This is a genomic window from Brevibacillus sp. SIMBA_040, assembly GCF_046535075.1.
Classification (GTDB): Bacteria; Bacillota; Bacilli; order Brevibacillales; family Brevibacillaceae; genus Brevibacillus.
Map to the genome: position 1 here is coordinate 25489 of NZ_JAWRXI010000023.1, position 25075 is coordinate 50563.

Genomic DNA, 25075 nt, shown 5'->3' on the forward strand with positions numbered 1-25075 from the left:
CATCACTTCCTATACAAACTAACAAGAAAGAGGACACGCCGGGCTTTCTTGTCGCTAATAAACAATCTTTAATCAAAAGTGTACAAGAATAGACACGAAATGTACACATGTGTTGAAAGAAATATACTGGCTTTTGAAACGACAAAATCCTGAAACTGAAGCTACAGCGAAGGAAAGTGTGTTGGCACGATTCGTGCTAGGTATAAAGGAGTAGAGTACGTTGAGGAGGAGACAGTCAACGATGGAACAAGCAATGAAGGACTTTTTTCTATTCTTATCCAAAAACCAAACCATGAACGCAGCAGCTAAAAAGTGGGGTCTGCGTTTTGGTGCCAGTCGTTTTGTATCCGGTGCAACCATCCAGGAAGCAATCAGTGCTGTTCGCAAGCTGAACGAGCAAGGTCTCGTGTGCACGCTCGACCATCTGGGAGAGTTCGTATTTAGTGTTGAGGAAGCAAATGAATCTGCTGATTACTGCATCAAAACATTGGAAGCGATTCATGCGTCCGGTGTAGATTGCAACCTGTCGTTGAAAATGACATCCATGGGTCTGGACATCAGCCGCGAGCTTTGCATGACTAACATGAGACGTACGTTGGATGTAGCGAAAAAATTGGGCAACATTTTTGTGCGAATCGACATGGAGGACTATGCGCACAACCATGTGACCATGGAGATTTTGAACGAGCTGCTCCAAGAGTACGATAACGTAGGAACGGTTATTCAGGCGTATCTGTACAAAGCCTCCGACGATATCGACAGTCTCAAAGACAAAAAAGTAAACTTCCGTCTGGTAAAGGGTGCGTACAAAGAGTCGCCTGAAGTAGCTTACCCGAACAAGCCAGACGTAGATGAGAACTACAAAAAAATCATCAAGCAGCACCTGTTGAATGGCGGTTATGCAGCAGTAGCTACGCATGATGACAACATCATCAACTTTGTCAAACAGCTGGAAAAGGAACACAACATTCCTCGCACTCAGTTTGAATTCCAAATGCTGTACGGAATTCGTACCCAGTCCCAAATCGATCTGGCACGTGAAGGCTACAAAATGCGCGTCTATGTTCCATATGGAAATGACTGGTACGGATACTTCATGCGTCGTCTGGCGGAAAGCCCGGCAAACGTGAAGTTTGTTCTGAAAGGTATGTTTACGAAATAAGAGACCAAGCACCTTCGGAGAAATAAAATCCGGGGGTGTTTTCTTATAGGTCGAACATGTTATAACAATTATAATCCACATTCATACAGGAGCTGATCGGCATGAGACCCGTGCTCGTACGAAGAGCTGATGATGGCTCTAGGCAAAGAGTTCCAGCTGTACTTTGCTTAGAGCCTTTATCACAACAATAAACTGGTACTCTTTGCTTCTCTATATAAGTCACGCTATATAGATAGGAGCAATCACGAATGAAATATCAAAATGCCCAAGCGTTGCTGCCCGAAAAGCTGGTGCGCGATATCCAAAACTATGTACAAGGAAACTATTTGTATATTCCGATTCAACAAGAGCATAAAAAGCAATGGGGAGACAATTCGGGCTCAAAAAAATTGCTGCAAGAGCGCAATGAGCAGATTGCCCAGGCTTACCGCAGCGGGACTTCAGTCAAAGAGCTGGCCAAGCACTACTTTTTAACCGAGCATAGCATCCGTAGAATTATCCGCGAAGAGCAGAATGTACAAACTTGATGCTGGATGATGTTTGTCCTGTAACCCTCTCGTTTGATCGATAAGCTGATCTTAGGACGAAAGAAAGTGCCCAGGATAGGATTCTGTATACCGGATGAAACAAAACAAATACGATGATACCGATTTCTTTTTTGCTTATAAACAAATGCCACGCTCTGTCAAAGGATTGGAAGCGGCAGGAGAATGGCATGTCTTACGTTCTTTATTGCCAGTTGTAAAAGATAAGGACGTACTCGATTTAGGCTGCGGTTTTGGCTGGCATTGCCGGTACGCCCGCCAGCAGCAAGCACGTTTAGTGACTGGTGTGGATATTTCGGAAAATATGCTGGAGCAAGCTCGCAAGCAAACGGACGATCCTGCGATCACCTATATACAGCTTCCGATCGAAGATATTTCGTTTGCAGCTGAGCAATTTGATGTTGTGCTCAGCTCGCTTGCCTTTCATTACATCGAATCTTTTGCAGACATTTGCCAAAAGGTGTATGAGTGCTTAAGGCCAGGCGGCTCCTTCATTTTCTCAGTAGAGCACCCTTTATTTACATCGCGAAACGAACAGGATTGGCATTATGATGATCAAGGTAAACGCCTGCACTGGCCCGTCGATCATTATCAGTTGGAGGGAGTTCGGAAAACGACTTTTTTGACTGACAATGTCATCAAGTATCATCGAACGATCTCCACGTATCTAAACGACGTGATGGGGGCTGGCTTTGTTTTAAAGGCCGTCCGGGAGCCGATCCCTTCGGATGAAATGCTGAAGCAGGATGCATGCATGCAGGATGAATTGCGCAGACCGATGTTTTTAATCATAGCTGCGGAAAAAGAATAAACGGAATACATGCAATTAATTTTTGAGCGCGGGAAGATTTTCCCGCGTTTTTCTGTTCTTTCCGTGTTTTAAAAAAGCTGTTAGGAAGACGCAAGGATGCGCGAGGAAAAAGGAGAAAAAAGCGAAGATCTTTGGGGACCAGCCGAGGCGGAAGGCAAAAAGAGAAACACGCCTTTAAGCGTCCACTCTGAGAAGCATCTCGAACCGGCCACTTTGGACGCGGTTTCTCTTTTTGCATGTAGCCGGACAGGAATGACCCCCAAGCAAGGTACCCAAGAATCTGGAGCTTTTTTCTCCTTTTTCCTCCCACCACCCCCTAAATAACAAGCGCCCCCGTATTTTCCAAATATTTATTCTGCTTGAAATAAAATAAGGTTGATGCAGGCTAAAAAATTAAGTTATACTTATGAAAATTTTATTAAAATAAATAATATTAAGGGGAGACACATGAGAGATTTAACAACTAGACAAACTATAACTGTGGGCCTCATGCTATTCGCCTTGTTCTTTGGTGCGGGCAATATGATTTTTCCACCTGCTTTGGGACAAGCAGCAGGTTCAAATGTATGGCTAGCTATGCTTGGATTTATTATTACTGGGGTGGGCTTACCTTTACTAGGGGTAATCGCCGTCAGCTTGAGCGGTGGTAATCTGCAAACATTGGCTGGTCGTGTACATCCTGTTTTTGCCGTTATTTTTACATTTGTCGTCTATTTAGCGATTGGACCGTTTTTGGCGATTCCACGAACAGGGACCGTTACGTTTGAGATGGGTATTTTGCCATTTTTACCGGAGGCGATGAAAGGGAGCTGGGTACCACTCTTTGTCACCACGGTTGTCTATTTTGCGTTAACATTCTGGCTTTGCCTGAATCCTTCCAAGCTGGTAGATCGGATCGGGAAAGTGCTGACACCTGCTTTGCTTATCATTATTGGACTCATGTTTGTACAGTCTTTGTTCCAGCCTATGGGCGAGATGGGACAACCAACTGGCGCTTACCTGGAGACTGCATTCTTCAAAGGCTTTTTGGAAGGGTATCTGACCTTGGATGCTTTGGCTGCCATGGTATTCGGGATTGTTGTTACCGCAGCTGTTCAGAACCAGGGGGTAACGGATCGTAAAAAAGTGACCTGGTCTACAATCAAAGCCGCTATTATTGCGGCTTGCGGCTTGGGCCTTGTTTATTTGGCTCTCGGCTACATGGGTGCGACCAGCTTTTCGCTCGGTCAGTCCGAAAACGGGGGACAAATTTTGACTACGGTTGTTCAGCATTTGTTTGGGCCGCTTGGCTCTATGCTTTTGGGCGCCGCCGTTACACTGGCTTGCCTGACGACATCCGTAGGACTCGTCACAGCGTGCAGTCGTTTCTTCTCAGACCGCATCCCTGCCATTTCCTATAAAGTGATGGCCGCGATTTTGTGCGTATTCAGTGCCGGTGTAGCAAATATCGGACTGACACAGCTGATTGCGATTTCCGTCCCTATTCTGATGGCGATTTATCCGTTGGCGATCGTTTTGATGCTGCTGGCGTTTTTCCACAAATTGTTCAAGGGATATAGAGCCGTTTACGTAGGTGCAATCGTGGCAACGGCATTGATCAGCTTGATGGACGGTCTTACTTCAGTGGGGCTCTCCGTTGATGCGATCACCTCGATTTACAAGCATTTGCCGCTGCACAAAGAGGGGATTGGCTGGCTGCTTCCTGCGATTGCAGGTGCTTTGCTAGGCTTCCTTTGGGGTAGTCTGTGGCCGAGTAACCAGACAAAGAACGAGATTTATCAAGAGAAGGCAAGCAACCTGTAATAGGTAGCCTTAAAGAAAAACAAGAGGGCGTGCGAACTCGGACAGGGTTCAGGCACGCCTTTTTCCATCTAGTCCCAGCAGGATAGGACTTCTATCCGTCCACAAGCTGGGCGATCTATGTTACCATAGGAAAAAGTTTAGCGTATGGGACGGCACATAGATTCGCAAGCTGTCGTTTCATCATGAAGGGAGGTTATTAGCTGTGGCCCAAACAAAGGTCCTGGTAGCTGATGACGATCCAAACGTGCGCGAAATCATTCGCCTCTATTTTGAAAAACAAATGATCGACCTTGTTGTCGCTACAGATGGACGAGAAGCTATCGGGCTGATGGAAAAGGAATTGCCGGATGTAGTGATTTTGGATGTAATGATGCCTCAGATGGATGGTTTTGACGCATGTCGCGAAATACGCAAAAAATGGGATACGCCGATTATTATGCTGACAGCAAAGGATGAAGAGTTTGACCGCGTGCTTGGTTTGGAGCTGGGCGCGGATGATTATGTAACCAAGCCATTCAGTCCGCGCGAGCTGGTAGCAAGAATTCGGGCGATTCTGCGTCGCTTGCAGCCAAAGGCAAAAGTGGAGGAGGAAGTGCTCCGTCCGCTTGTATTTGAGCAACTGACAATAGATATGGACAAGCGCGAGGTAATCGCTGCTGGGGAAAAAGTAAGCTTTCGCCCCAAAGAATTTGATTTGCTTGTTCAACTAGCGAAGTCTCCAGGCAGTGTCCTGTCGCGGGAGCAATTGCTGGAACAGGTATGGGGTTTTGATTATTTTGGCGACGTCCGCACGATCGACGTGCATATCAAAAAAATCAGACAGCGTTTGGACAAGCTTCCGTATGAATGTATTCATACGGTCTGGGGAATTGGCTACAAATTTGGGGTGGATACCTGATGCTGGGGATGTCTAAAAGCATCTTTCGTCGCCTGCTGTTTAGTTTTCTCGCCACAGTATTGGTAGGCCTGGGGATCTCGGGAATTTTGCTGTCCTTTTTTGCCAAAGAGTACATTTACAATACGAAGCAAGAAGAGCTGCTCCGTCTGGCCAAAAAGGTGAATACCGCCATCTACGACAGCAATGAGATCAACAAGCAGCTGCTGGACAAGCTCGCTATGCTCGATGAATCGTTTGACACGCGTATATGGTTGTTTAATGAGAACGGAAAAATTGTCGCAACCTCGATGAAAGATGAAGTATTTACAGGCAAGGCAGTAGCCGTCTCCATTGCAGACAGCGTATTAAAAGGAAAGAGTGCTGTGACCGAGCTGCAAATCGAAGGCTTGGAAGACCCGATGCTCTCTGTTTCTGTCCCATGGGGCAAGGGGGAGAAGGTGTATGGCGGGATCATTTTACACGCTCCGATAGAAGGCATCGAGCGAACCTTTGGACAGATGCGTGAATCGATTTTGTGGGCAACGTTATTCGGTGTGGTGCTATCGACCGCGATGGTTTCGTATTTATCCTGGTCGATCTCCAGGCCGCTTAGGACGATTGAACGGACTGCAGCGGAGATCGGCAGAGGGAACTACGTAGAACGGGTCAAGATCGATACCTCAGACGAGATCGGGGATTTGGCCCAAACGATTAATACGATGGCAGAAAAGCTGGAGAAGGTGGAGCAGGAGCGATATCATCTGGAGCAGGTGCGCAATGATTTTCTTGCCAATGTGTCCCATGAGCTGCGTACGCCTTTGACGGCGATCCAAGGATTCCTCGAAGCACTGCAGGATGGGCTCGTGGAGGAGGAAGAGGCTCGGCAAAAATACTACGCCGTGATGTACACAGAGACGATGCAGGTCAATCGCCTGGTCGATGACCTGATGGATCTGATGAAGCTGGAGAATAACGAAGTAAACCTCGCCAAGTTCCCTGTCGATGTTGGGGAAGTCATAAACAAGGTGGCTTTTTCGTTTCGAGCAGAGGCAGAGGAAAAGGGCTTGCATATTGCTGTTGAGGTAGCAGACGAGCTGCCGAGAATTTACGCAGATAAAGATCGGATCGCCCAAATTCTGAAAAACTTTGTGAAAAATGCGGTGAAGTTTACGGAAAGAGGGGAAATACGGCTGATCGCTGAGACGGAAGACGAATGGGTACGAATTCGGGTTGTCGATACCGGAATCGGCATTGCCGCAGATGATTTGAATCGGATTTGGGAGCGGTTTTTCAAGGTAGATCGCGGGCGTTCCAAAAATAATAAGGGAACAGGCCTGGGGCTTGCCATTGTCAAAGAGCTGGTGGAATTGCACGATGGAAAATGGAGTGTAGAAAGCATGCCAGGGCACGGAAGCACGTTTACCGTGTGGCTGCCGACAGAGGCAGTGATTCGGCAAACGACCTGATGTGTCCGAGTCAGCCTGACGATGTGATGGTCATACTTTTTTCATAGTTTGATCATGGTTTTTTCCCACTTTCCACACAGAATGGTTACTTTTCGCCGTTACGATATACATGTGACAGCGAGAAGGTCACGATGCCAAGGAACGAAAGGGGAATGAACATGAATAAAAAATGGGTATCCATTGCAGCTGTCGCATTGCTCCTATCAGGTAGCTTGGTTGCCTGCTCGAGCACAACGGGCACACCTGAGCCAGCGACACAACAAGAAGGAGGAAGCGCAACCACTCCGGGGACCTCCTCTACTGACAGTGGAACATCGACTGACAGCTCAGCCACCCAAGACCAATCTACGGATGACTCCAAAGCTGACGCTGAAGCACCAGCAGGTTCTTCTGACAGCACAGGCTCGTCATCGGATGCATCTACTGGAGCTGGTAGCGCAGACAGCAAGTCTGACGCAGGCTCTACGACAGGATCAGCTGGAACTACTGGGACCGAAAACAGCAGTTCGACTGAACAACCTGCAGCAACTGATGCAAGTAAGCAGTAAGAACCAACTGTAACGACAGGTAACGCGTTTGTTCGTAATGAACTCCTCTACTTCCCTCCCGGTTAATATATAGGGCGGCTTAATGTCGCCCGCTTTGTTTTGTCCCTGCTTTATGGAAACGCAGAAAGTCCGTCATCTCTATTGCTGATGTCCCTTGTGGATATCAGCTTTTTTTTGCTCTTGGGAAAGATATTCATTTCGCTAAAGGCTTGCGACGCCATGCTCGCTTAAAGAAAGACTGGTGTTTTCTCAGGCACAATTGATATGATGATTGGTAATTTACGCGTGTATCCTGACAGGACAATGGAACAAATGTGTGAAAAGCCGGGAGGGTCGAAGATGATTACATATCCGTTTTTTGAAAAGGGAGCAACGATCGGAGTAACCGCTCCATCTTCGGGAGTGAATGAGGGCTTGCATGATCTGCTAAAGCTGGCCAGCAGTCGGATGGAGGAACGAGGCTATACTGTTACGTGCGGAGAAACGGCATGGACGCAGGAAAAAGCAAAGTCGGCTCCAGCACGAATACGGGCAAAAGAGCTTCAGGATATGATGAGTGATGAGCGCATTTCGTTGGTATTCCCGCCGTGGGGTGGAGAGCTGTTAATCGAGCTGCTGGAGCATATCGATTTTGCAAAGCTCGGGAACAAGTGGGTTCTCGGCTACTCAGACACAAGTCTTTTGTTGCTCGTAGTTACGTTGCAGCGGGGGATAGCGACTGCTCATGGAACCAATCTCATAGACCTGCGCGGAGAATTTTCGGATGCTACGACAGCCATGTGGGAAAAGGTGTTGTCTACCGAGGTAGGCTCCTATATCGTTCAGCACTCATCCGAGTTGTATCAAAAGAAATGGCAGCATGATAATCCGACGCCCTGTGTCTTTCATTTGACGGAGCAGACAGAGTGGAAAACGATTACTGCGGCAGCAAACGCCCCAGTAAAAATAGAGGGACGCTTACTCGGTGGTTGTATCGATGTCATCCGGCATATCATCGGTACGCCGTATGGGGACGTGCGCCATTTTCAGGAGAATTTTATCCAGAGTGAACCGATCGTATGGTACTTGGAAAACTGCGAACTGAGTACAGCAGATTTACGCCGCTCCTTGGTACAAATGAAACTGGCGGGATGGTTTTTGAATTGCTCTGGCATCTTGTTTGGGCGAAGTCCTGCCAATATGCCAGTCGACGGATACACTGCCGAGGAAGTGTATCAAGAGCTTTTCAGCGAGCTGCAGGTCCCGATTGTTTACGATATCGATTGTGGACATGTACCACCGCAGTTGACCTTGGTTAACGGGGCCTACGCGCAGATAGAAGTAGAAGCAGGCAAGGGAGTAATCACTCAGCATTTTAAACCCTAGGAAAGACACTGTGAAAGTGCAGGAAAAAGGACAGCGCAAATGCTGTCCTTTTCTCGATACAGGCTTCGTGATTATGCCGAACGTTTGGTGCCTGCCTGTGGACTCGTTACATTTTTTGAGATTCTTGTACATCTACGTTGGAGGAATTTGATTTTTGCAGGTTAGACAAAGCGACACCCAGAAAGATAAAAACAGCACCTGCGAAGAAACCAACGCCGAGATGTTCATGGAGTAGAAGCCAGCCCAAAAAGGCGCCGACAATCGGTTGGACAAAGAAAAATCCTGCACCGCTTCCAGCCTGCATCAGCTCAAAGCCTTTGTTCCAAAGGTAAAAGGCTCCCGCAGTAGAAATGATCCCGATGTACAGAACCCCGGCCCAAATATCCATTCCAAATTGCCAGGAGACAGGCGTGACTGACAGCTCCCAAACCATGATGGGACTTGTAAAGAGGAGACCAAACAAGGCGACATAGGTGGTGACAGCCAAGGAGGAATAATGCTGCGTCGCTTTTTTGCTCAGTACCGTGTATAGACCCCAGCTAACAGCCGCTATCAACAGGATCAGATTGCCGGTAAATGAAGATTGCGCATCTGCCCCATCGGGTACTCCGATGACGATAACAACCCCGCCAGTTGCAAGCAAGATCCCGACGAGCTGCTTCCAGTTAAGACGCTCTTTAAGCAGCCAGACCGCAAATAGCGCGATGAAGGCGGGAGAGGCAGCGGTAATCAAGGCTCCCATGTGTGCAGTCGAAAGCTTGGTACCGACAAACTGAGCAGCAATGGAGATCGTTACCCCGACAAACGCAATCCCCATCAGCATGGGAAAATCCTTTTTCGCGATGTATTCCTTGCGTGCTACGACAAACGCTCCCAATACGAGCAGCGCAATACCAAACCGCAAGATTAATAGCGTAAAGGGAGGGATAACCTCCAAAACGACCTTGCTTACTACGTAGACCCCGCCCCAGATGGCGGCTGCCAGCGTCAGGCAGAGTGCACCAAACAGTTGTTTTTTCCAGTGTGAATGGTTCATGACCAAATGCCCCTCTCGGAATAGTTGAAAACAACCTTCGTTCCGCAGTCGAGGGACGGATGCAGCATCTTCCCTCGAATATTTAGGAGAGAAGACCAGGTACATCACATTCAAATAGCAGGCGTGCCATCCATTTCACCTCCTTATTGAGCGCTGTGCTCCAGCCATTTGGCTACCAAAAGCACAGGCTGTGTCAAACGACCGACGGGAGCCTGAACCTGTCGATACTGTTCGTAGCCGAGCCGTCCCCAAAAGAGCAGGGCCTGTTCGTTATGCGCGATAACTCCGTGGTGGATGTTGCGGCTGCCTGCTTCTATACAATGCTGTTCTACCAAGTATACAGCTTCTTTGCCAAAGCCTTTCTGCTGGTAGTCGGCATGGAGCAGCAGCATACTGATCCAGCTCTTTTGATCAGCAGGATTTGAGACAATCAGGTGCATGATTCCGATCAGCTTATCCTCAAAGCATAGAGCAAGCCAGTATCCAGTAGGAATAGAGAGCGCGAAGTCATATTCGGCTTTTATTTCTTCAAGTGTTACGCTGCTCACGTCATTTCTGAGCAGATTGTAGCCGGGATTGCTGTTGTATACATCCAAGGCAAAGGGGAGATCGCTCTGCTTCAGCTCACGTAAAATAAGCCGTTCTCCCGATAGCTGAAGACTCATTGCTTGCCCCCGTATTTACGGATCAGACCAATCTGTCCTCCGTGATAGCCAAGATGATAGATGAGACGACCCAATGCTTGTCTCGGCGTCAGCGTGGCGATTGGAGACTCGCAGGGAACGTCCCATGCCTCTTCGGGCAAGGAGCGGAGGGATTTGATTAGATGAGCGTAGGATGCTTCGCGTATCGCATGCAGAGCTGCCAAATCCGTATAGGTACCCTCGTCTTTTACAGGTCCAATAGTTGCCAGCGTGATTTCTGGCGGGAGAGGCTGCTGAAAAAACATGGAGCAAAAGCGATACTCTACTTCGGCAATATGATGAATCAAAAATCCAACTGAATTAGAGCCAGGTGCCAATTTCCACGAAAGCTGCTCCGCTTCAAGGTTTTCCAATACGTCCATGTAGCGGGAGCGGGCTGTTTGGAGTGAGGGGAGCAGGGTTTGTTCAAACATGGAATCATCCTTTCCGTGCCACTATACGATAACAGCGTATACCTTTATTATAGGAGAAATGCAGAGAATGAACAGGCGAATCATTCGGAATATTTTGAATGAATATTCACTCACTTACTTACATTCGTTATACTAAAGAAAAAGGGAGTGAGAAAAATGGCACATCGTTTTGATTTTACCGTCAGGTCTACAGATATTGACGTCATTGGGCATGTGAACAATGCAAAGTATTTGGAGTATATGGAGTGGGCGAGATTTGACTGGATCTGGCAGCAGGGCTTTACACTGGACGAATTAAAGCGCCGGCAGATCATGCCAGTGGTCGTCAATATTAACATCAACTATCGAAAGGAGCTGCAAATGTGCGAAGAGGTGCACGCCATTACGACTGTGGTCAAGGTGGGTGAAAAAAGCTTTGTCATCCGGCATGAGCTGTTTAACGAAAGGGAGCAGCTGGTGGCAGATGGGGATGTAACGATGGTGATGATCGATGCGAATACACGCCGCTCCACTACCTTGCCAGTAGAACTAGCAGAGGCTTTGCATGCTGAACTTGCACAAACGGGAACTGGCAGCCCCGATTAAACAGTCCTACGAGACTGGTCAAGACGATATGCATTCCATTCCAGTGCACGCAGTGCTAGTGTCTCCAAAACTCGTTCATGACGGTTCTGGCCATCTTTTAATTCAGCGACGTCTACTTTAAGCTGAGTGACATCTTGTTTTAATTCAGCAACATCTACTTTAAGCTGAGCAACGTCTTGTTTTAATTCGGCAACATCTACTTTAAGTTGAGCGACATCTTGTTGTAACAAAGCAACATCGCCTTTTAGTACATGTACCTCCATGGTCAATGCTTCTAGCTTTGCGTCATTTTCGTCCAGCCGATCCAGAATGGCACGGGTTACCTGACGCAGCTCATTCATGCCTTCCAATATAAGATCAAGCTTTTCCATAGTCATATTGCGCCCCCCTTTTCTTCGTTTTCCGTTACAATGATCATAGCAAAAGAAAGAGCCACATGCAGGAATAACTTGCAGGAAAGTCGTAAGAAAACCTCTATCGAGGCCTTCTCAAGGAGGAGCGACCGCGTTTAGCGGAAAGTTTCACCGAAGTAATGCCGGGAGCGAACGCGGAGGTACCTTGCCATGCGCTCCGGAATTCATAAGCTTCACGCTTATAATTTCCTATACGTTAAGAAAAGGGGGTGACCGCGAAAAATGGCTGCTTTCACTACAATCCTGTTTGATTTGGACGATACCTTGTTTGATTTCTCGGCGTGCTGGGAGTTAGGGATGCAGCAAACCATAGCGACCCACCCGCTCACTGCTGAACTGGATGGAAAAGAGATGCTGGAAGCGCTGCGACGTCATGGGGACGAGCTATGGGTCGATGTCATTGCCCAGCGCTACGACTTTACGCAGTACCGTCAGCTTCGTTTGCAGCGCGCGCTGGCTGACTTTGACAGACAAATTGAGGTAGAGCAAGTCGATGATTTTCAGCGTGCCTATGCGGATGCCTGTATGAATGCAGTCCAGCCTGATCAGACGGTGCAAGTCACAATCGCAAAGCTGGCTGAGCAGCATACGCTCGGAATCGTGACGAATGGTCCGGAAGATATGGCGTTTACCAAGCTGGAACGGTTGGGGCTGTCCGGCTATTTTCCACAGGAGCGGGTCTTTATTTCCGAATTGATTGGTTACCACAAGCCTGATCCACGGATCTACACAGCTGCGGTGGAGCAGTTGGGTGTACAGCGTGAGCAGGTGCTGTTCGTAGGCGATACGTGGGACGCAGATGTTGCTGGCCCGATTGACGCAGGCTTTTCAGCGGTCTGGATTAACGTGCGGGGAAAAGAACCAAAATCGGCGCATAATCCTTTGGCCGTCATCGAACGCCTCGATCAGCTTTTATCACTGGTATAGCGCAAGAAGCAGCTCTTTGTAACCCGAATCGATCGGAGCTCAAACAGCTGCTTTTTTGTTTATGCCCTTTTCTGTTTTTGACGCCATTTTTTTGCGGAAATGACGATGTTCAGTACAATTAGACCAATCATGATCGACATGGACATGTTGGATACATCGTCTCCCCGATAGATTCGGTACAGCAACAAAATCGTCAGGACGAGAGCGAAGTATAGATTAATCATGGTTCTCCTCCTCCAGGAAAATCTTCTCCAGAGAAGGCTCCTCGACATGGACTCCATAAATGTCTACGCGGGCCTGTACGAGCGCCCGGATCAAGGCAGCTACTTTTTGTTCCTCATCGACCTGTAACGAAAAACGCCCGTCCCCCCACACACAGCTGCGCCCCAAAGCTTCCACAAATGCACGTAGGGTTGCCTGCTCATGGGCAGAAAAGGCAGAGTGGCGGACCGATACATGTCGCCATTTCTGATGTGCGGATTGTAATTCGTCCAAACTCCCGAGCGACCCGATTTTTCCGTTTTTCATAATCGCGATGCGCGTACAAATTTTTTCTACCTCATTCAAGTTGTGAGAGGTCATGAAGATCGTCTTGCCCTGCTTATGCAGGCTTCTGAGCAGCTCTTGAATATGCAAGGCCGACTCGACATCGACCCCTGAAGTAGGCTCATCGAGAAACAATAGCTCCGGATCTCCTACGAGGGCCTGGGCGATCCCCAGCTTCTTTTTCATCCCAAAAGAAAACGTCTTGGCCTTGCGCGCCGCATGCTCTTCAAGCTCCACGGCAGCGAGTAGGCGGTTGCATTCCTGCTGGGTCAGCTGGACACCTTTGACACGTGCAAAGTAATGCAGGTGAGCCGCGGCAGTCAGTGAATCATAAAACGTGGAGTAATCAGGCAGTACGCCGATTCTGCGCTTCCATTCCTCTGAAGTGGTATTGCTATCGAACATACGGATGGAGCCCGAGGTTGGGCGAATGATACCCGTGAGCATATTGATGAATGTCGATTTACCTGCACCGTTGCGTCCTAGAAAGCCAAAGATTTCACCGCTCTGCACTTCCAGGCTGACGCTATTTACTACAGTCCGATTCCCGAAGCGCTTGCTTAGTTGGACAGTCTCAATTACCTGCATTAACAATCCCTCCGTCGAAACAAGTAGATGGAAGCGGACAAAAATACAGCGGCATACAGCCAGATAAAGCCAGTCCACGCCCCACCTTTTTGAATAAAGGTGTACGGTGTCAAATAAGCGGTCCATTGCGCTGCGGGATGGTCAGAAAGAGCGCTCCAAAATCCTAGTCCGGGGAGCACTATCGCCAGTACGATTCCGAGAAACATCGTATAGCTGGGGCGAGGAACCGCCAGTGAGAGCAGAAGCGCCAGGGTAATACAGTACACAAGAATGGTCAAGCACTGCCAAAAGGTTTTGGCATCGAATGTATGGACAGTAGCCAAGACTACGCCAAACGTAATCACCAGGCAAACAAGCCAGAAGAGAACGACTCCGAGAAACTTGCCAAAAATGATTTTGTTTCGGGAGGTTCGTGTAACGAGAAAGCGAATCGTTCTACCTGCCAGCTCTCGGTTGATGACGTCATGGGACAGGCTGAAAACAAACAAAGGTCCGAGCAGCATGATTAGAACAAGGATGCCAAGCGCATGTCCTTTTGCCAGCTCTTGCGCCGGGAAAAAGCTTGCTGCCTGATTGATCAGATCAGAGACCAGGTACGAGATGCCGACAATAAAGGCGACCGTAATCAAAGATTTAATACTCTTGAACAATCTTATAAATTCGTGTTGGCAAATAGCCCACATCGGTTTATTCACTTCCTTTCTACTCCTTCGTGATCAAAAGACGACTTTTTGAACAACCTCTTTCATTGTAAAAGGTCTTCCTTTCCTAGGCCGAAACACTACCTTACCATTACCTTAACGTTTTCATGTCTGAAGCCTGCACATGATATGATGGATGAACATAAGGAGGGGACGGTTGTGGAAACAAAAGCGAGAATATTGCTTGTTGATGACGAAGAAGCGATTTTGCATATGGTGAAGACTGTCCTGACCAAGGAAGGCTTTTCGAACATAGATACCTGTACGCGAGCAAATCAGGCACTGCGTTTTATTGAAGAGAGGACGTATGATCTGTTGATTCTGGATGTTATGCTGCCAGATAAAAGTGGTTTTGAGTTATGTGCTGCGGTGCGTCAGCGGACACAAGCGCCGATTTTTTTCCTCTCCGCCAAAGGAACTGATTTTGACAAGCTTAGCGGCTTTGCATATGGAGCCGACGATTACATCACCAAGCCCTTTCACCCGTTAGAAGTCGTGGCACGCGTGAAGGCTCATTTGCGCCGTACATTCGGTGCTACAGCTCCTGCTACTGCGGTGCAGGAAGAAAAGCGCTTCGTTTTCGACCGGTTCACGGTCAATGTGGATGCGGCCGAGCTGCTTGTAGAGGGGAAGCAGGTGGACTGTCCGGCACAGGTTTTTCAACTGCTCGTGTTTTTCTGCCAAAATCCGAACCGGGTCTTTACCAAGGAACAAATATACGATCACGTCTGGAAGGATGAGTACGGCTTGTTTGATGAAAATACGGTCATGGTGCACGTCCATAAGCTGCGTCAGCGCATCGAGGAAAATCCGAGCCAGCCAAAACATCTTGTGACGATCCGGGGCCTGGGATATAAGCTGGTGACTGCTGGGAAATCATCATGAGTCTGCGGAAAAAGCTGATCAGTCAGTATGTGCGTCAGTTTTTCGGGTTTGTAGTCGTGCTTTTTGTTTGTCTCAGTATTTCGTTGGTGGTTTTTGGCGTGCGAGTGACAAACGAGGAGATTGCTGCTGATCCATCCCGCCTGAGTGCCTCTGATCTGGCGATGCAGCTGCATGTTGAGGGTGATGTCATCCGAGTAGATAAAAAGGTAGAAAAGAGCGTCGAAAACCATCATGGCTGGATGCAAATCGTGGATGAACAAGGTAAAGTTGTTTACGCGTTTCGATCACCTGCCGATATCCCTACGAGCTACACACCGGGGGAGTGGATTGCATTGGTACAGACCGATCAGGCTGCCCCGTATCACTTTACACACTGGGTTGTTACGTTTGCCGACAAAAAATGGATCGTTCTGTACGCCACCCCTGCACCAGAATTTGAACTGATGCGACTATTACTCGCTTCGTCACAGGCAGCGGGAGGCAAGCAGGATACAGAACTGTTGCAGCAAAGCTTTTCCCGGGAAAACGCCTGGTATGTGATCTATGACCGTGACGGACGGCTGTTCAGGCAATGGAATTATGCAAAAGCGGCTCCAAGACTTGACCTGATGGAGGTATTGCAAACAGGGCAGGGACAACAAAACACGCCACATAACATCATTAGCCGTTATGACCAACAAAGCGGGTGGACATACGTGGTCGGGACACATAATCCGGGATACCAGCCAGGGGTAGCGGGTGATTCCGTCGATAATATGCTAGAGGATGGGCTGCGGCAGCTCGTTGTAATCATGATTTTATGTGTTGTCGTTGTCGGCAGCTGGTATGCGCTGCGCGTAGGAAAACCGCTATTGCATATGGTTAGCTGGATTGAGCGTCTGGCAAAAGGTCAGTACGTAGAGCCTCCCACAAGAAAAGGTCGCAGGGTGGGGATGACGCGAAAAGGGAAATGGAAGCGGTCATTTGCTGTGTATAAAGATATGTTCGATGCTCTCGGACATTTAAGTGAGACGCTGCGGATGAATGAACAACGGCAAAAGGACATGGAACGTACGCGGGAAGAATGGATATCTGGGCTCTCGCACGATTTGAAGACGCCGCTTAGTTCCATTTTTGGATATGCCGCGATTTTGGAGACGGAGGCATACGAATGGGCCGAGGGTGAGATAGGGCAATACGGTAGGACCATACGCGAAAAAGCAGATTATATGAATGGGTTGATTGAAGACTTGAATCTGACGTATCGATTGAAAAATAATGCGCTGCCGCTCGTAAAGGAATCGATTGAGGTGGTCGAGACCATCAGGAGGATCACTGTAGACATGGTGAATGACCCGAGTGCAGATGAGCACCTGATCGAGTTTCGAGCGTTTGTCCCCTCACTTCGTGCAGAGGTGGAGCCGACCTATTTTCGACGTATCGTCGTCAACATTTTGGCCAATGCCATCAAGCACACTCCCGCAGGCACACGGGTGCTCGTGTCTGTACGTGCTTTGGAGACTTCTTCTGGTTTTGCTGTAGTAATCAGCGATAATGGGCCAGGGATGGATGAGCAGACGCAGGACAATTTATTTGAGCGGTATTATCGGGGGGGACATACAGAAGAGGATGTCAGTGGGACGGGCTTGGGAATGGCCATAGCCAAGCAGCTTGTATTGGCACATGATGGTGAAATTGCAGTAGAGAGCAAGCCGGGAAGCAAGACGACGGTCACGATGACTTTTCCCCTGGCAAAAAGAAAAGACTAGAGACTGGATGGTCCCTGTCTCTAGTCAGCGTGATCAGGCGCTCGTAATAGATACAAATGTTTGATACACCTTGCCTTCTTCCTCGTGTTCTGAGAAGTCATTTTGGGTGTATTCTGCAATCGTCTTCCGCCAAAAGGCTTGAGCAGGCAGGTTGCTGCTAATCTGAAAGACCTCCCATTTTCCGGGAAATACTCGGAAGATCTCATGGGCGACAGCTTTTCCTATTCCATGTCTTCTGTAGCGCTTCATGATAAAAAATTCGGCTATCGTAAAAACGGGCTCATCGTTCGAGTCAGGAAAGCTTCGAACCAGCACAAACCCCGCCAGCTTACCCTCAACCTTTATAAAATAAGGGTGCCGGACTGGATCACTCCAATACTCGTCTAAATACTCATAGCCATAATACCCGTCCTCATTGACATCGATCGGCAAAAACTCGCTGAAGTCATAGATATACAGCTCCAACAGTCGCCTGAGAGCATCCTTCTCACAGGCAGGAACGTTTACTAGTGAAAAAGGGATAGACAAAGGAAAGCCTCCTTGCTAGTGGATACATCTATGGTACACGATTGTTCCATTTGACGGAAAAAAATACCACCAAAAATCGGCGGCACTTTTTTATTGTCACGCTTGTTAATGAATTGCGTTCTTTTTAAATTGTCCGCCACGCACATCATGAATATTTCCTACGGCTAAAAAGGAAGTCGGGTCTACCTCTTCCACAATCAGCTTGAGCTTGGCTTCCTCCAGACGGGTGATAATGCAAAAAATGACTTTTTTATCGTCGCCTGTATAGCCGCCCTCACCTTTCAGATAAGTCACGCCGCGTCCGAGACGAGCAACGATTGCGTCACCTAGCTCTTTGTGATTGTCGCTAATAATCCAGACCGATTTTGATTCCTGGAAGCCTTCGATGGTCAGATCGATCATTTTGAAAGCAATGTAATAGGCAATCAGCGAGTACATCGCGCGGTCCCAACCGAATACAAATCCGGCGCTGCTCAAAATGAATAGATTGATAAACATCACGATCTCACCAACGGAGAACGGAGACTTCTTATTGAACAAGACAGCGATAATTTCGGTACCGTCCAGTGAACCTCCATAGCGCAGGACAAGTCCAACACCAATACCTAAAATAATTCCACCGAAAACAGCGGCGAGTAGAGGGTCACCTGTTAAACCAGGAACGGGATGGAGGAGTGATGTTCCGATCGACATGACGGTTACCCCAAACAGGGTTGAGATAGCAAATGTTTTACCGATTTGCTTGTACCCGATTAAGAGGAAGGGTAAGTTCAAGAGGAACAGGAAGATACCAAGCTTCATTCCTGTCAGGTGCGAGGCGATAATGGAGACACCTACGATTCCGCCGTCAATGATGTTGTTTGGAACCAGAAAGATTTCCAGAGCAACGGAGACGAGAGAGGCACCAATCAGGATGAAGAGGATCCTCTTGAGCAGTTTTCCAATCGGTAATTTTTGGTGAGCTGATTTTGCGACTGTTTGTTCCATCGTTCCTCTCCCCAATTTGGATTTTATTCCATTCTATTATAACATTCATTTTTGCTTGACAACGGCGCTAATGTGCTTTACCAGAAAAAATACTACATTCGCATCTGATTTCATGAGAATCATTGCTGGAATAAGCTATTGACTGCCGATACTTTCATTGTTATTTTCAAACTGTTAGGAAAATGATGAGGGGGAAAATGACGATGAGTGCCTTGCAGGTAGAGACGGAGATAGGGTCTCCTCTGGAACTCGTATGGTTGGCCTTTACGCAAACAGATCGAGTGATTCTGTGGTTTGCTCCTGACGCGAATATTGAGCCGCGTTTGGGTGGGGCGTATGAATTGTTCTTTGATCCTAGTAATCGGGAGCAAATGGGAACCAAGGGATGCTTCCTGACACTCTTTGAACCAAAGGAGAGATTGGGCTTTACATGGAAGGGCCCGGACGATTTTGCAAGTCTGATGAATCAGGACAATGCCTTGACATATGTCCTCGTCACATTGTCGGAGCAGGCGGGGAAAACAAAAGTGGTGATTGAGCATTTTGGCTGGAAGGAATCAGAGGAGTGGGGCAAGGCTCGTGCTTGGCATCAAATGGCCTGGTCTCAAGTTCTGGCAAGTCTGAAGTCTGCGCTGGAAACAGGAAAAGGCGATTTGTGCTGCGTCCCGAGCTAGGGAGAGGTCACAATACACATTATGTACAGCCTCTCGTTTTCAGACGTTGTTTTTACAGGAAAAAGGAGCCGTCCCTCTGCAGGACAGCTCCTTCTTTTCTGATTTATTCTTTTGTAGCCGCTACTTCAGAAGCAGCTGCTTTTGGTTTGTCTTCCAAGTATTCATCCGGTCCGATGATACCAGCAGCACGGTCTTGTTTTTCCAATTCCAGTGCTTTTGGTACGGACAGCCAGTAGGAGAGAGCGATCGCGATTACACCAGCACCCAATTTACCGAGCAGTACCGGCAAGATGATGTTTGGCTGGAAGTTAGCCGAGAAGCTCAGGTGGTCACCGAGCAAGAAGGCAGCACACACACCAAACGCGATGTTGATTACTTTGTCTTTTGGCGGCATGGAACGTATGAGACGGAACATCGCCAAAATGTTTGCGATGGTAGCGAGCAAGCCAGCACTACCTGTAGAGCTCAAACCTAATTTCATACCCAATGCTTCCAGTGGCTTCGCACAGTATTTACGCAGCAAGTATACCATCGGGAAGGCACCTGCCAGCATGATACCGATGTAACCGGCTGTTTCCAAGGCGCGGTATTGGTCAGCAGGATCGGCGATGATCGGGTCGAAGCCCCAAGCACCAAAGATGGTAGAGAAAATTCCAGTAAAGTGTTGAACGATGGAGAAAACGAGTACCAGCTTGATACCAGCATCCATTGTTTTACCGAAGATCATGAATCCGCGAATCATCAGGTCTGGTAAGAAGCGCAGACCGGCAGCGATTACCAATACAAAGATCAGGATCGGGGATAGATTCAGCAGAACCTGTCCGATTCCGATAGTAAAAGCATAAGTAGAATCACCATTTGAAGCGATTTCAGCACGCACTTGAGCGTTTGTCAAAGAAAGAATCGCACTTGTAATGAAAGCACCGATTGGAACAGTCAAAATACCGGACATGACACCGAGCGCCATATATTTGTGGTCGCGTTTATCGAGCATCGCAAGACCCATCGGGATGGAGAATACGATAGTAGCACCAGCCATGAAACCAACCACCATAGCCATAACCCAACCCTCGGTGCTGGTCTTCAGGATGTTTGCCAATTGATATCCGCCCATGTCACTGGCAAGAATGGCGGTAGCGGCAAGAGCAGGGTCCGCACCGATCTTATGGAAGATGGGAGAAACCGCTTTTTCTACGAACCAGGAAATATACGGCAGGGAGGCCATAATACCGGCAGCGGGTACAAAGATATAACCAGTAGAGTGAATCCCCTCCATGAACTCTTTTCCGAGTCCTTCGTCGCTATTGCGGATCGCGGCAATAGCCCCAATGACTGCACATAACATAATAATGTAGATAATGACACTTCCAATGTGTTCCACAGAAAACCCCACCTTTTTCAGGATGTAAACAATACGGTCATAATTCCCTTTACAAGATACCCATATCGAGGCCTCATTATGGAGGGAGACCGCGTAAAAAGGCGCTTAGGATCTCGTGACCGAGAATGACCTAAGCGCCTTTGCTTATTTGTATGAACTTGTTTACAGATACTTGTTTGGTAAACAAACTGCAACCGCTTTCAAACGATTTTAAAAATAAAGGCTAGAATACCGGGTCTACGAAAATCATACGTGTTGTCAAAAAATTCATGCTCTCTAAAGCGCCGTTGCTTTAATCTGCATTATAACGTGATTATATGGTTAGGTGTGTAGATTGTCAACTGCCTCTTAGGGAGAAAGTATGAATTTTTTACATATGAAAACCAATAGTGATGCCTGCTTGCCAATGTACTCGTGAGCCTCCCGACATGTAAAAATACACACAAAAAAAGCCGCCCCTAGATAAGTAGGGGCAGCTTTGTGAGTGCTGTTTACAGTTTTACAACGTTCTCAGCTTGTGGTCCACGGTTGCCTTCAACTACGTTGAACTCAACGCGTTGGCCTTCTTCAAGGGATTTGAAACCGTCGCCTTGGATTGCGCTGAAGTGAACGAATACATCGTTTCCGCCTTCAACTGCGATGAAGCCATAGCCTTTTTCAGCGTTGAACCATTTTACTGTACCTGTTTGCATGGGTGTTACCTCCAAAAAAATTAAAATGAATATGCAACTTTTATTTGTGGATAAAATAAAAATTCACACATTGGAAAAGGTTCAAACATAAATGTAAACCCTTTACAATATGTGAACGCTTAAAAAAATCTTTTGTTTAACTGAATTTTACCATAGTCATTAGCGGAAAGCAATCGAATAAAACAGCACTTTTGCAGGGAAATGCAATACGACGACAAAACGGCATCGTACCATTTCGTCGTCGTATGCTACCTCCCAAATAGTAGTTCTTAGGAGTAGAATTTTACGCGGTCCTCTAGTGGCTGGAACTGTTTTTCGCCTGGCTCGGAGGTCGGCTTGCCAAAAGGCATTTGGGCAATCAGTTTCCAGTTGCTTGGAACGTTCCAGGTTTGCTGTACTTCTTCGTCAATCAATGGGTTGTAGTGCTGCAGTGTTGCGCCGAAGCCTTCGTTCTCCAAAGCCGTCCAAACAACAAATTGAAGCATACCCGAAGAATGCTGGGACCAGATCGGGAAGTTGTCTTTGTACAGCTCGAATTGTTTTTGCAAGCCTTCTACGACACTTTGATCTTCAAAGAAAAGAACAGTACCATAGCCACTGCCAAATGCATTCATTTTTTCTTCGGTCGAAGCAAAATTGTCAGCAGGTACGATTTTACGCAAGGTTTCTTTCGTGATATTCCAAAGCTTGTCGTGCTGTTCACCGAGCAGTACAACTACACGAGCACTTTGGGAGTTAAAAGCGGAAGGAGTATGCTTAACCGCTTCGTTGATGACCTCTTGAATACGGCTGTCAGATACAACTGCTTCTTTGCTAATTCCATAGTAGCTTCTTCTGTCTTTTAAGGCTGTCAAGAAATCTTTTCCCATAATACATACCTCCAGAGACTTTTTTCTTTTAACATGATGCTTTGGAATTGCGATTATTATGCGGTGTTTTTTTGAGTTTACTTTTCGTAACCTAGTGTAAGTAATAAACTTTTCAATGTCAAGTAACTATATTTATTAAAGTTACATTTACAAATTTTTCAATGCACTTTTACAAAAAGAGCTGCGAAAAGAAGAAAAACCAAGAAAACCGATCCTCTTCATATGGGATCGGATTTTTAACGTATAAGAATTTACAAGCGCGAGGCGCTTATGACTTTTGGAGCGCATGGCAAGGTACCTCAGCGTTCGCTCCATGACATATTAGATTCCTTCAATTAGGAAAGTGATTTCTACACGATGACTCGGACGAAGTAATGAGCGAAAGTGACTGGCAAGCCGTTTACCGTCGTATGCTGATCAAAAATGCGCTGAACCGACTCTAGATGCTGTGCAATTGCCTGCTCAGTTACGCAAGGCTGCTGGCCGAAGCAACGTAGCTTGATGACATCGAGTGGAGAAAGAATAAATTCCGTGCTTGTTACCGATTCAATATCTACGTGGGAAAAGGAAGCCTGGCGCAGTCTGTCTTGTAGTTGATCGAGGATAGGTGTTCTACTTGGATGTGGCTCGAATAAATCGGGAAACCATTCAGGTAATTCGGCGAATAGCTGATCTGCCGGATGCAGCCCGAGAATTTGACCACCTGCTTTGATGACTTGTTTGCAGTGCAGGTACGCGGAGGTGGGGCCTTTGCGATTATATGCACAATCAAATTCTCCTACTGCAAAAGGGAGCGGCTCTTTCGTGTTGCTTATTACAAAGGAAACGTTAGGCTGTGTCCTTTCTTTGGCTGATTGCACAAAATGATCGGTCACATCGACTCCAACTATTTCACTCGCCTCCACAGCCCAGCGAAGGGTGAAGTCGCCGTGCCCGCAACCGATATCGAGCACTTTTTTATTCTGTACCATACAAGCGACTTCTTGGGTAAAAAGCGACTCGCCATTCGGTTCGGCAATAGTAGAGCGCCACGGGTATACATATTCTCCTGTCAAATTCGCTAGCTGTGCGTACCAGTTGAGCGAATGTGGTGCGATCCAGTCAGGGTGGTTTTTTGGGTTAGTTAAAGGTGGATTCATTTGTCACCTCTTTGGAAATAGTTGTCTGAAGGTTCTATTGTAATTATTTTCCTATGTTTTGACAAACTCTCTAAACAACTTTACATGGAGTGAAAGTAGCGATAACGTTGGAGGTGGAAGCAAGACTGGACACAAGACAAATTGGAGAGGGGAGCGGGTTACATGGAGACGGATCAACAGAAAAGACGCGTGCTGGTGGTGACGTCGGTCGAAGCGGAGCGTGATGCGGTTTTGCGCGGGCTGCAGGATGACAATAGATTTACGCTTCTGGTTGGAGGCGTGGGACCAGCGTGTGCCGCAGCGAGTACGGCAAGCATGCTGGCAACAAACGAGTACGATTTGGTTATTTGCGCCGGCATTTGCGGTGGCTTTAGTGGACGAGCCGAGGTCGGTTCATTGGTAGTGGCAAGTGAAATCATATGTGCGGACTTGGGTGCCGAGACAGCAGACGGTTTTTGTGATGTAGACGAGCTAGGATTTGGATCAGCGCGTGTTGCAGTGGACAAAGAGCTCGCGACACAAGTGACCGAAGCGATAGCGTCCAAAAGCTTGCCCGTCAAAATGGGGCAGGTGCTTACTCTGTCAACCGTTACCGGGACAGCAGAAACGGCAGCGGCACTGGCAAAGCGTATGCCGGATGCAGCTGGGGAAGCCATGGAAGGCTACGGGGTAGCGATTGCCGCCCAGCAGCGCAGCTTGCCGATCCTGGAAATCAGGGCGGTATCCAATGCGATTGGCCCGCGCGATAAATCAGCGTGGCGCATCAAGGACGCGCTGATTGCTCTGGAAAAAGCCAGTACAGTATTACAGGAGGTGCTATAGATGAAAATTGCGTTTTCACCATGTCCAAATGATACGTTTGTTTTTCATGCCTGGGCGCACGGACTGATTCCTGGAGCGCCGCAGCTCGACATTATGTATGCTGACATCGATATTACGAATACATTGGCCACAAAGGCAGAGGGTCCAGAGGTTATGAAAATCTCGTATGCGGCTCTGCCGTGGGTAGTAAAAGACTATGCGCTCTTGCCATGCGGCGGTGCCTTGGGCAGAGGGTGCGGACCACTTGTTTTGACCCAAGGAAATGGTTTGGGTACCGATCAGAATGATCCAGCCCGTTTGTCAGGAAAACGAGTAGCGGTGCCCAGCGAGCGCTCGACCGCTTATTTACTGTTCCGATTGTGGGCTGCACAGAACGTACCTGGCGGGGTAGGCGAAATTGTCGTCATGCCTTTCCATGAAATCATGCCAGCCGTTCGTGACGGCAAAATCGATGCGGGACTCGTTATTCATGAAGCACGATTCACGTACCAAAACTATGGCTTGGCACTCATGACTGATCTCGGGAATTGGTGGGAGGCTGATACAGGGCTGCCGATTCCGCTAGGTGCTATCATCGCACGCAGATCAATGGATTTGCAGGCATTGACCGATTGGACGCGTGCTTCTGTCGAGTATGCGTGGGCTCACCCGCAGGCATCGCAGGATTATGTGATGTGTCATGCTCAGGAGCTTTCACTGGAGGTTGCCAAAGCACATATCGATTTATATGTAAACGAATTTACACGTGATTTGGGCGAGGACGGCTACGGGGCGATTACCGCTTTGCTCGGTAGAGCGGGAGAGCAGGGACTTGTTCCTCAGATTGACTTGTCCTTGTTACGCTGGTAGACAAAAAGCTA

Annotated in this window: 28 protein-coding genes; 15 read left to right on the plus strand and 13 right to left on the minus strand. The window is 47.8% G+C overall.

Translation table 11 applies throughout. The features are described from left to right. Positions 1–241: 241 nt before the first annotated feature. The 8 genes from SB752_RS27595 to SB752_RS27630 all read left to right on the plus strand — a co-directional run bounded on the left by SB752_RS27595 (position 242) and on the right by SB752_RS27630 (position 8577). On the plus strand, positions 242–1162 hold the full coding sequence (locus SB752_RS27595) for a proline dehydrogenase family protein (protein ID WP_410718667.1): 921 nt from the start codon (positions 242–244) through the stop codon (positions 1160–1162). Between the two features lie 248 nt (positions 1163–1410). Continuing rightward, positions 1411–1689: a CD3324 family protein gene (locus tag SB752_RS27600; protein WP_410718668.1), complete on the plus strand. Its 279-nt coding sequence runs from the start codon at positions 1411–1413 to the stop codon at positions 1687–1689. A gap of 94 nt (positions 1690–1783) precedes the next feature. Next, positions 1784–2518 carry a class I SAM-dependent methyltransferase gene (locus tag SB752_RS27605; RefSeq protein ID WP_410718669.1) on the plus strand — a complete coding sequence of 245 codons (735 nt, stop codon included), beginning with the start codon at positions 1784–1786 and terminating at the stop codon, positions 2516–2518. 447 nt (positions 2519–2965) lie between these two features. Continuing rightward, positions 2966–4321, plus strand: a complete 1356-nt coding sequence (gene brnQ, locus SB752_RS27610) for a branched-chain amino acid transport system II carrier protein (protein WP_410718670.1) — start codon at positions 2966–2968, stop codon at positions 4319–4321. A gap of 202 nt (positions 4322–4523) precedes the next feature. Continuing rightward, on the plus strand, positions 4524–5219 hold the full coding sequence (locus SB752_RS27615; protein WP_410718671.1) for a response regulator transcription factor: 696 nt from the start codon (positions 4524–4526) through the stop codon (positions 5217–5219). Next, a complete protein-coding gene (locus SB752_RS27620; RefSeq protein WP_410718672.1) occupies positions 5219–6664 on the plus strand; it encodes a sensor histidine kinase in 1446 nt (481 codons plus the stop codon). Before SB752_RS27615 ends, SB752_RS27620 begins: the two co-directional genes overlap by 1 nt. Positions 6665–6822: 158 nt before the next feature. After that, positions 6823–7212 carry a hypothetical protein gene (locus SB752_RS27625; protein WP_410718673.1) on the plus strand — a complete coding sequence of 130 codons (390 nt, stop codon included), beginning with the start codon at positions 6823–6825 and terminating at the stop codon, positions 7210–7212. Positions 7213–7551: 339 nt separating this feature from the next. Continuing rightward, positions 7552–8577 (plus strand): S66 family peptidase, encoded by a 1026-nt coding sequence (locus SB752_RS27630; protein WP_410718674.1) that lies wholly within the window; start codon positions 7552–7554, stop codon positions 8575–8577. A 106-nt stretch (positions 8578–8683) separates the two neighbouring features. Here SB752_RS27630 and SB752_RS27635 read toward each other — a convergent pair whose 3' ends face one another. The 3 genes from SB752_RS27635 to SB752_RS27645 form a co-directional block, all read right to left on the minus strand. After that, positions 8684–9613 (minus strand): DMT family transporter, encoded by a 930-nt coding sequence (locus SB752_RS27635; protein WP_410718675.1) that lies wholly within the window; start codon positions 9611–9613, stop codon positions 8684–8686. Positions 9614–9756: 143 nt separating this feature from the next. Further along, a complete protein-coding gene (locus SB752_RS27640) occupies positions 9757–10278 on the minus strand; it encodes a GNAT family N-acetyltransferase (protein ID WP_410718676.1) in 522 nt (173 codons plus the stop codon). After that, complete coding sequence (locus tag SB752_RS27645) at positions 10275–10730, minus strand: DinB family protein (protein WP_410718677.1); 456 nt, start codon at positions 10728–10730, stop codon at positions 10275–10277. Before SB752_RS27645 ends, SB752_RS27640 begins: the two co-directional genes overlap by 4 nt. 156 nt (positions 10731–10886) lie before the next feature. On the opposite strand from SB752_RS27645, the gene SB752_RS27650 reads away from it, so the two are divergent. Beyond that, entirely contained in the window at positions 10887–11315 is a 429-nt protein-coding gene (locus SB752_RS27650; protein WP_410718678.1) for an acyl-CoA thioesterase, read from the plus strand. Here SB752_RS27650 and SB752_RS27655 read toward each other — a convergent pair. Continuing rightward, positions 11312–11692, minus strand: coding sequence for a hypothetical protein (locus SB752_RS27655; RefSeq protein ID WP_410718679.1), 381 nt, complete (start codon positions 11690–11692; stop codon positions 11312–11314). The genes SB752_RS27650 and SB752_RS27655 overlap by 4 nt on opposite strands. A gap of 258 nt (positions 11693–11950) precedes the next feature. Here SB752_RS27655 and SB752_RS27660 point away from each other — a divergent pair, with 258 nt between their 5' ends. After that, positions 11951–12655 (plus strand): HAD family hydrolase, encoded by a 705-nt coding sequence (locus tag SB752_RS27660; RefSeq protein ID WP_410718680.1) that lies wholly within the window; start codon positions 11951–11953, stop codon positions 12653–12655. Positions 12656–12714: 59 nt separating this feature from the next. Here the strand turns inward: SB752_RS27660 and SB752_RS27665 are convergent, their stop codons facing one another. From SB752_RS27665 to SB752_RS27675, 3 genes are read right to left on the minus strand one after another with little or no spacing between them, the layout of a single operon-like run. Next, the gene (locus tag SB752_RS27665) at positions 12715–12879 is read right to left on the minus strand and encodes a hypothetical protein (RefSeq protein ID WP_410718681.1); all 165 of its coding nucleotides are present in this window, start codon (positions 12877–12879) and stop codon (positions 12715–12717) included. After that, entirely contained in the window at positions 12872–13789 is a 918-nt protein-coding gene (locus SB752_RS27670; RefSeq protein WP_410718682.1) for an ABC transporter ATP-binding protein, read from the minus strand. The genes SB752_RS27665 and SB752_RS27670 overlap by 8 nt, the downstream gene beginning before the upstream one ends. Beyond that, positions 13789–14472 carry an ABC transporter permease gene (locus SB752_RS27675; protein ID WP_410718747.1) on the minus strand — a complete coding sequence of 228 codons (684 nt, stop codon included), beginning with the start codon at positions 14470–14472 and terminating at the stop codon, positions 13789–13791. The genes SB752_RS27670 and SB752_RS27675 overlap by 1 nt, the downstream gene beginning before the upstream one ends. A gap of 150 nt (positions 14473–14622) precedes the next feature. Between SB752_RS27675 and SB752_RS27680 the strand changes: the two genes are divergently transcribed. Together SB752_RS27680 and SB752_RS27685 are read left to right on the plus strand one after the other, a co-directional pair. Next, a complete protein-coding gene (locus SB752_RS27680) occupies positions 14623–15375 on the plus strand; it encodes a response regulator transcription factor (RefSeq protein WP_410718748.1) in 753 nt (250 codons plus the stop codon). After that, complete coding sequence (locus SB752_RS27685) at positions 15372–17123, plus strand: HAMP domain-containing sensor histidine kinase (protein WP_410718683.1); 1752 nt, start codon at positions 15372–15374, stop codon at positions 17121–17123. The genes SB752_RS27680 and SB752_RS27685 overlap by 4 nt, the downstream gene beginning before the upstream one ends. Before the next feature lie 33 nt (positions 17124–17156). Here the strand turns inward: SB752_RS27685 and SB752_RS27690 are convergent, their stop codons facing one another. Both SB752_RS27690 and SB752_RS27695 read right to left on the minus strand, forming a co-directional pair. Beyond that, positions 17157–17651 (minus strand): GNAT family N-acetyltransferase, encoded by a 495-nt coding sequence (locus SB752_RS27690; RefSeq protein ID WP_410718684.1) that lies wholly within the window; start codon positions 17649–17651, stop codon positions 17157–17159. A gap of 105 nt (positions 17652–17756) precedes the next feature. Continuing rightward, complete coding sequence (locus SB752_RS27695) at positions 17757–18638, minus strand: YitT family protein (RefSeq protein WP_410718685.1); 882 nt, start codon at positions 18636–18638, stop codon at positions 17757–17759. A gap of 203 nt (positions 18639–18841) precedes the next feature. On the opposite strand from SB752_RS27695, the gene SB752_RS27700 reads away from it, so the two are divergent. After that, a complete protein-coding gene (locus tag SB752_RS27700) occupies positions 18842–19312 on the plus strand; it encodes an SRPBCC family protein (protein WP_410718686.1) in 471 nt (156 codons plus the stop codon). Positions 19313–19415: 103 nt separating this feature from the next. Here SB752_RS27700 and eutH read toward each other — a convergent pair whose 3' ends face one another. The 4 genes from eutH to SB752_RS27720 all read right to left on the minus strand — a co-directional run bounded on the left by eutH (position 19416) and on the right by SB752_RS27720 (position 23393). Continuing rightward, on the minus strand, positions 19416–20693 hold the full coding sequence (eutH, locus tag SB752_RS27705; RefSeq protein ID WP_410718687.1) for an ethanolamine utilization protein EutH: 1278 nt from the start codon (positions 20691–20693) through the stop codon (positions 19416–19418). 491 nt (positions 20694–21184) lie between these two features. Then, positions 21185–21385, minus strand: coding sequence for a cold-shock protein (locus SB752_RS27710; protein WP_049736835.1), 201 nt, complete (start codon positions 21383–21385; stop codon positions 21185–21187). Positions 21386–21654: 269 nt separating this feature from the next. Further along, a complete protein-coding gene (locus SB752_RS27715; RefSeq protein WP_410718688.1) occupies positions 21655–22254 on the minus strand; it encodes a nitroreductase family protein in 600 nt (199 codons plus the stop codon). Positions 22255–22604: 350 nt separating this feature from the next. Continuing rightward, complete coding sequence (locus SB752_RS27720; RefSeq protein ID WP_410718689.1) at positions 22605–23393, minus strand: class I SAM-dependent methyltransferase; 789 nt, start codon at positions 23391–23393, stop codon at positions 22605–22607. 162 nt (positions 23394–23555) lie between these two features. On the opposite strand from SB752_RS27720, the gene SB752_RS27725 reads away from it, so the two are divergent. Both SB752_RS27725 and SB752_RS27730 read left to right on the plus strand, forming a co-directional pair. Next, positions 23556–24215, plus strand: a complete 660-nt coding sequence (locus SB752_RS27725) for a futalosine hydrolase (protein ID WP_410718690.1) — start codon at positions 23556–23558, stop codon at positions 24213–24215. Further along, the gene (locus SB752_RS27730) at positions 24216–25064 is read left to right on the plus strand and encodes a 1,4-dihydroxy-6-naphtoate synthase (protein WP_410718691.1); all 849 of its coding nucleotides are present in this window, start codon (positions 24216–24218) and stop codon (positions 25062–25064) included. Positions 25065–25075 lie beyond the last annotated feature (11 nt).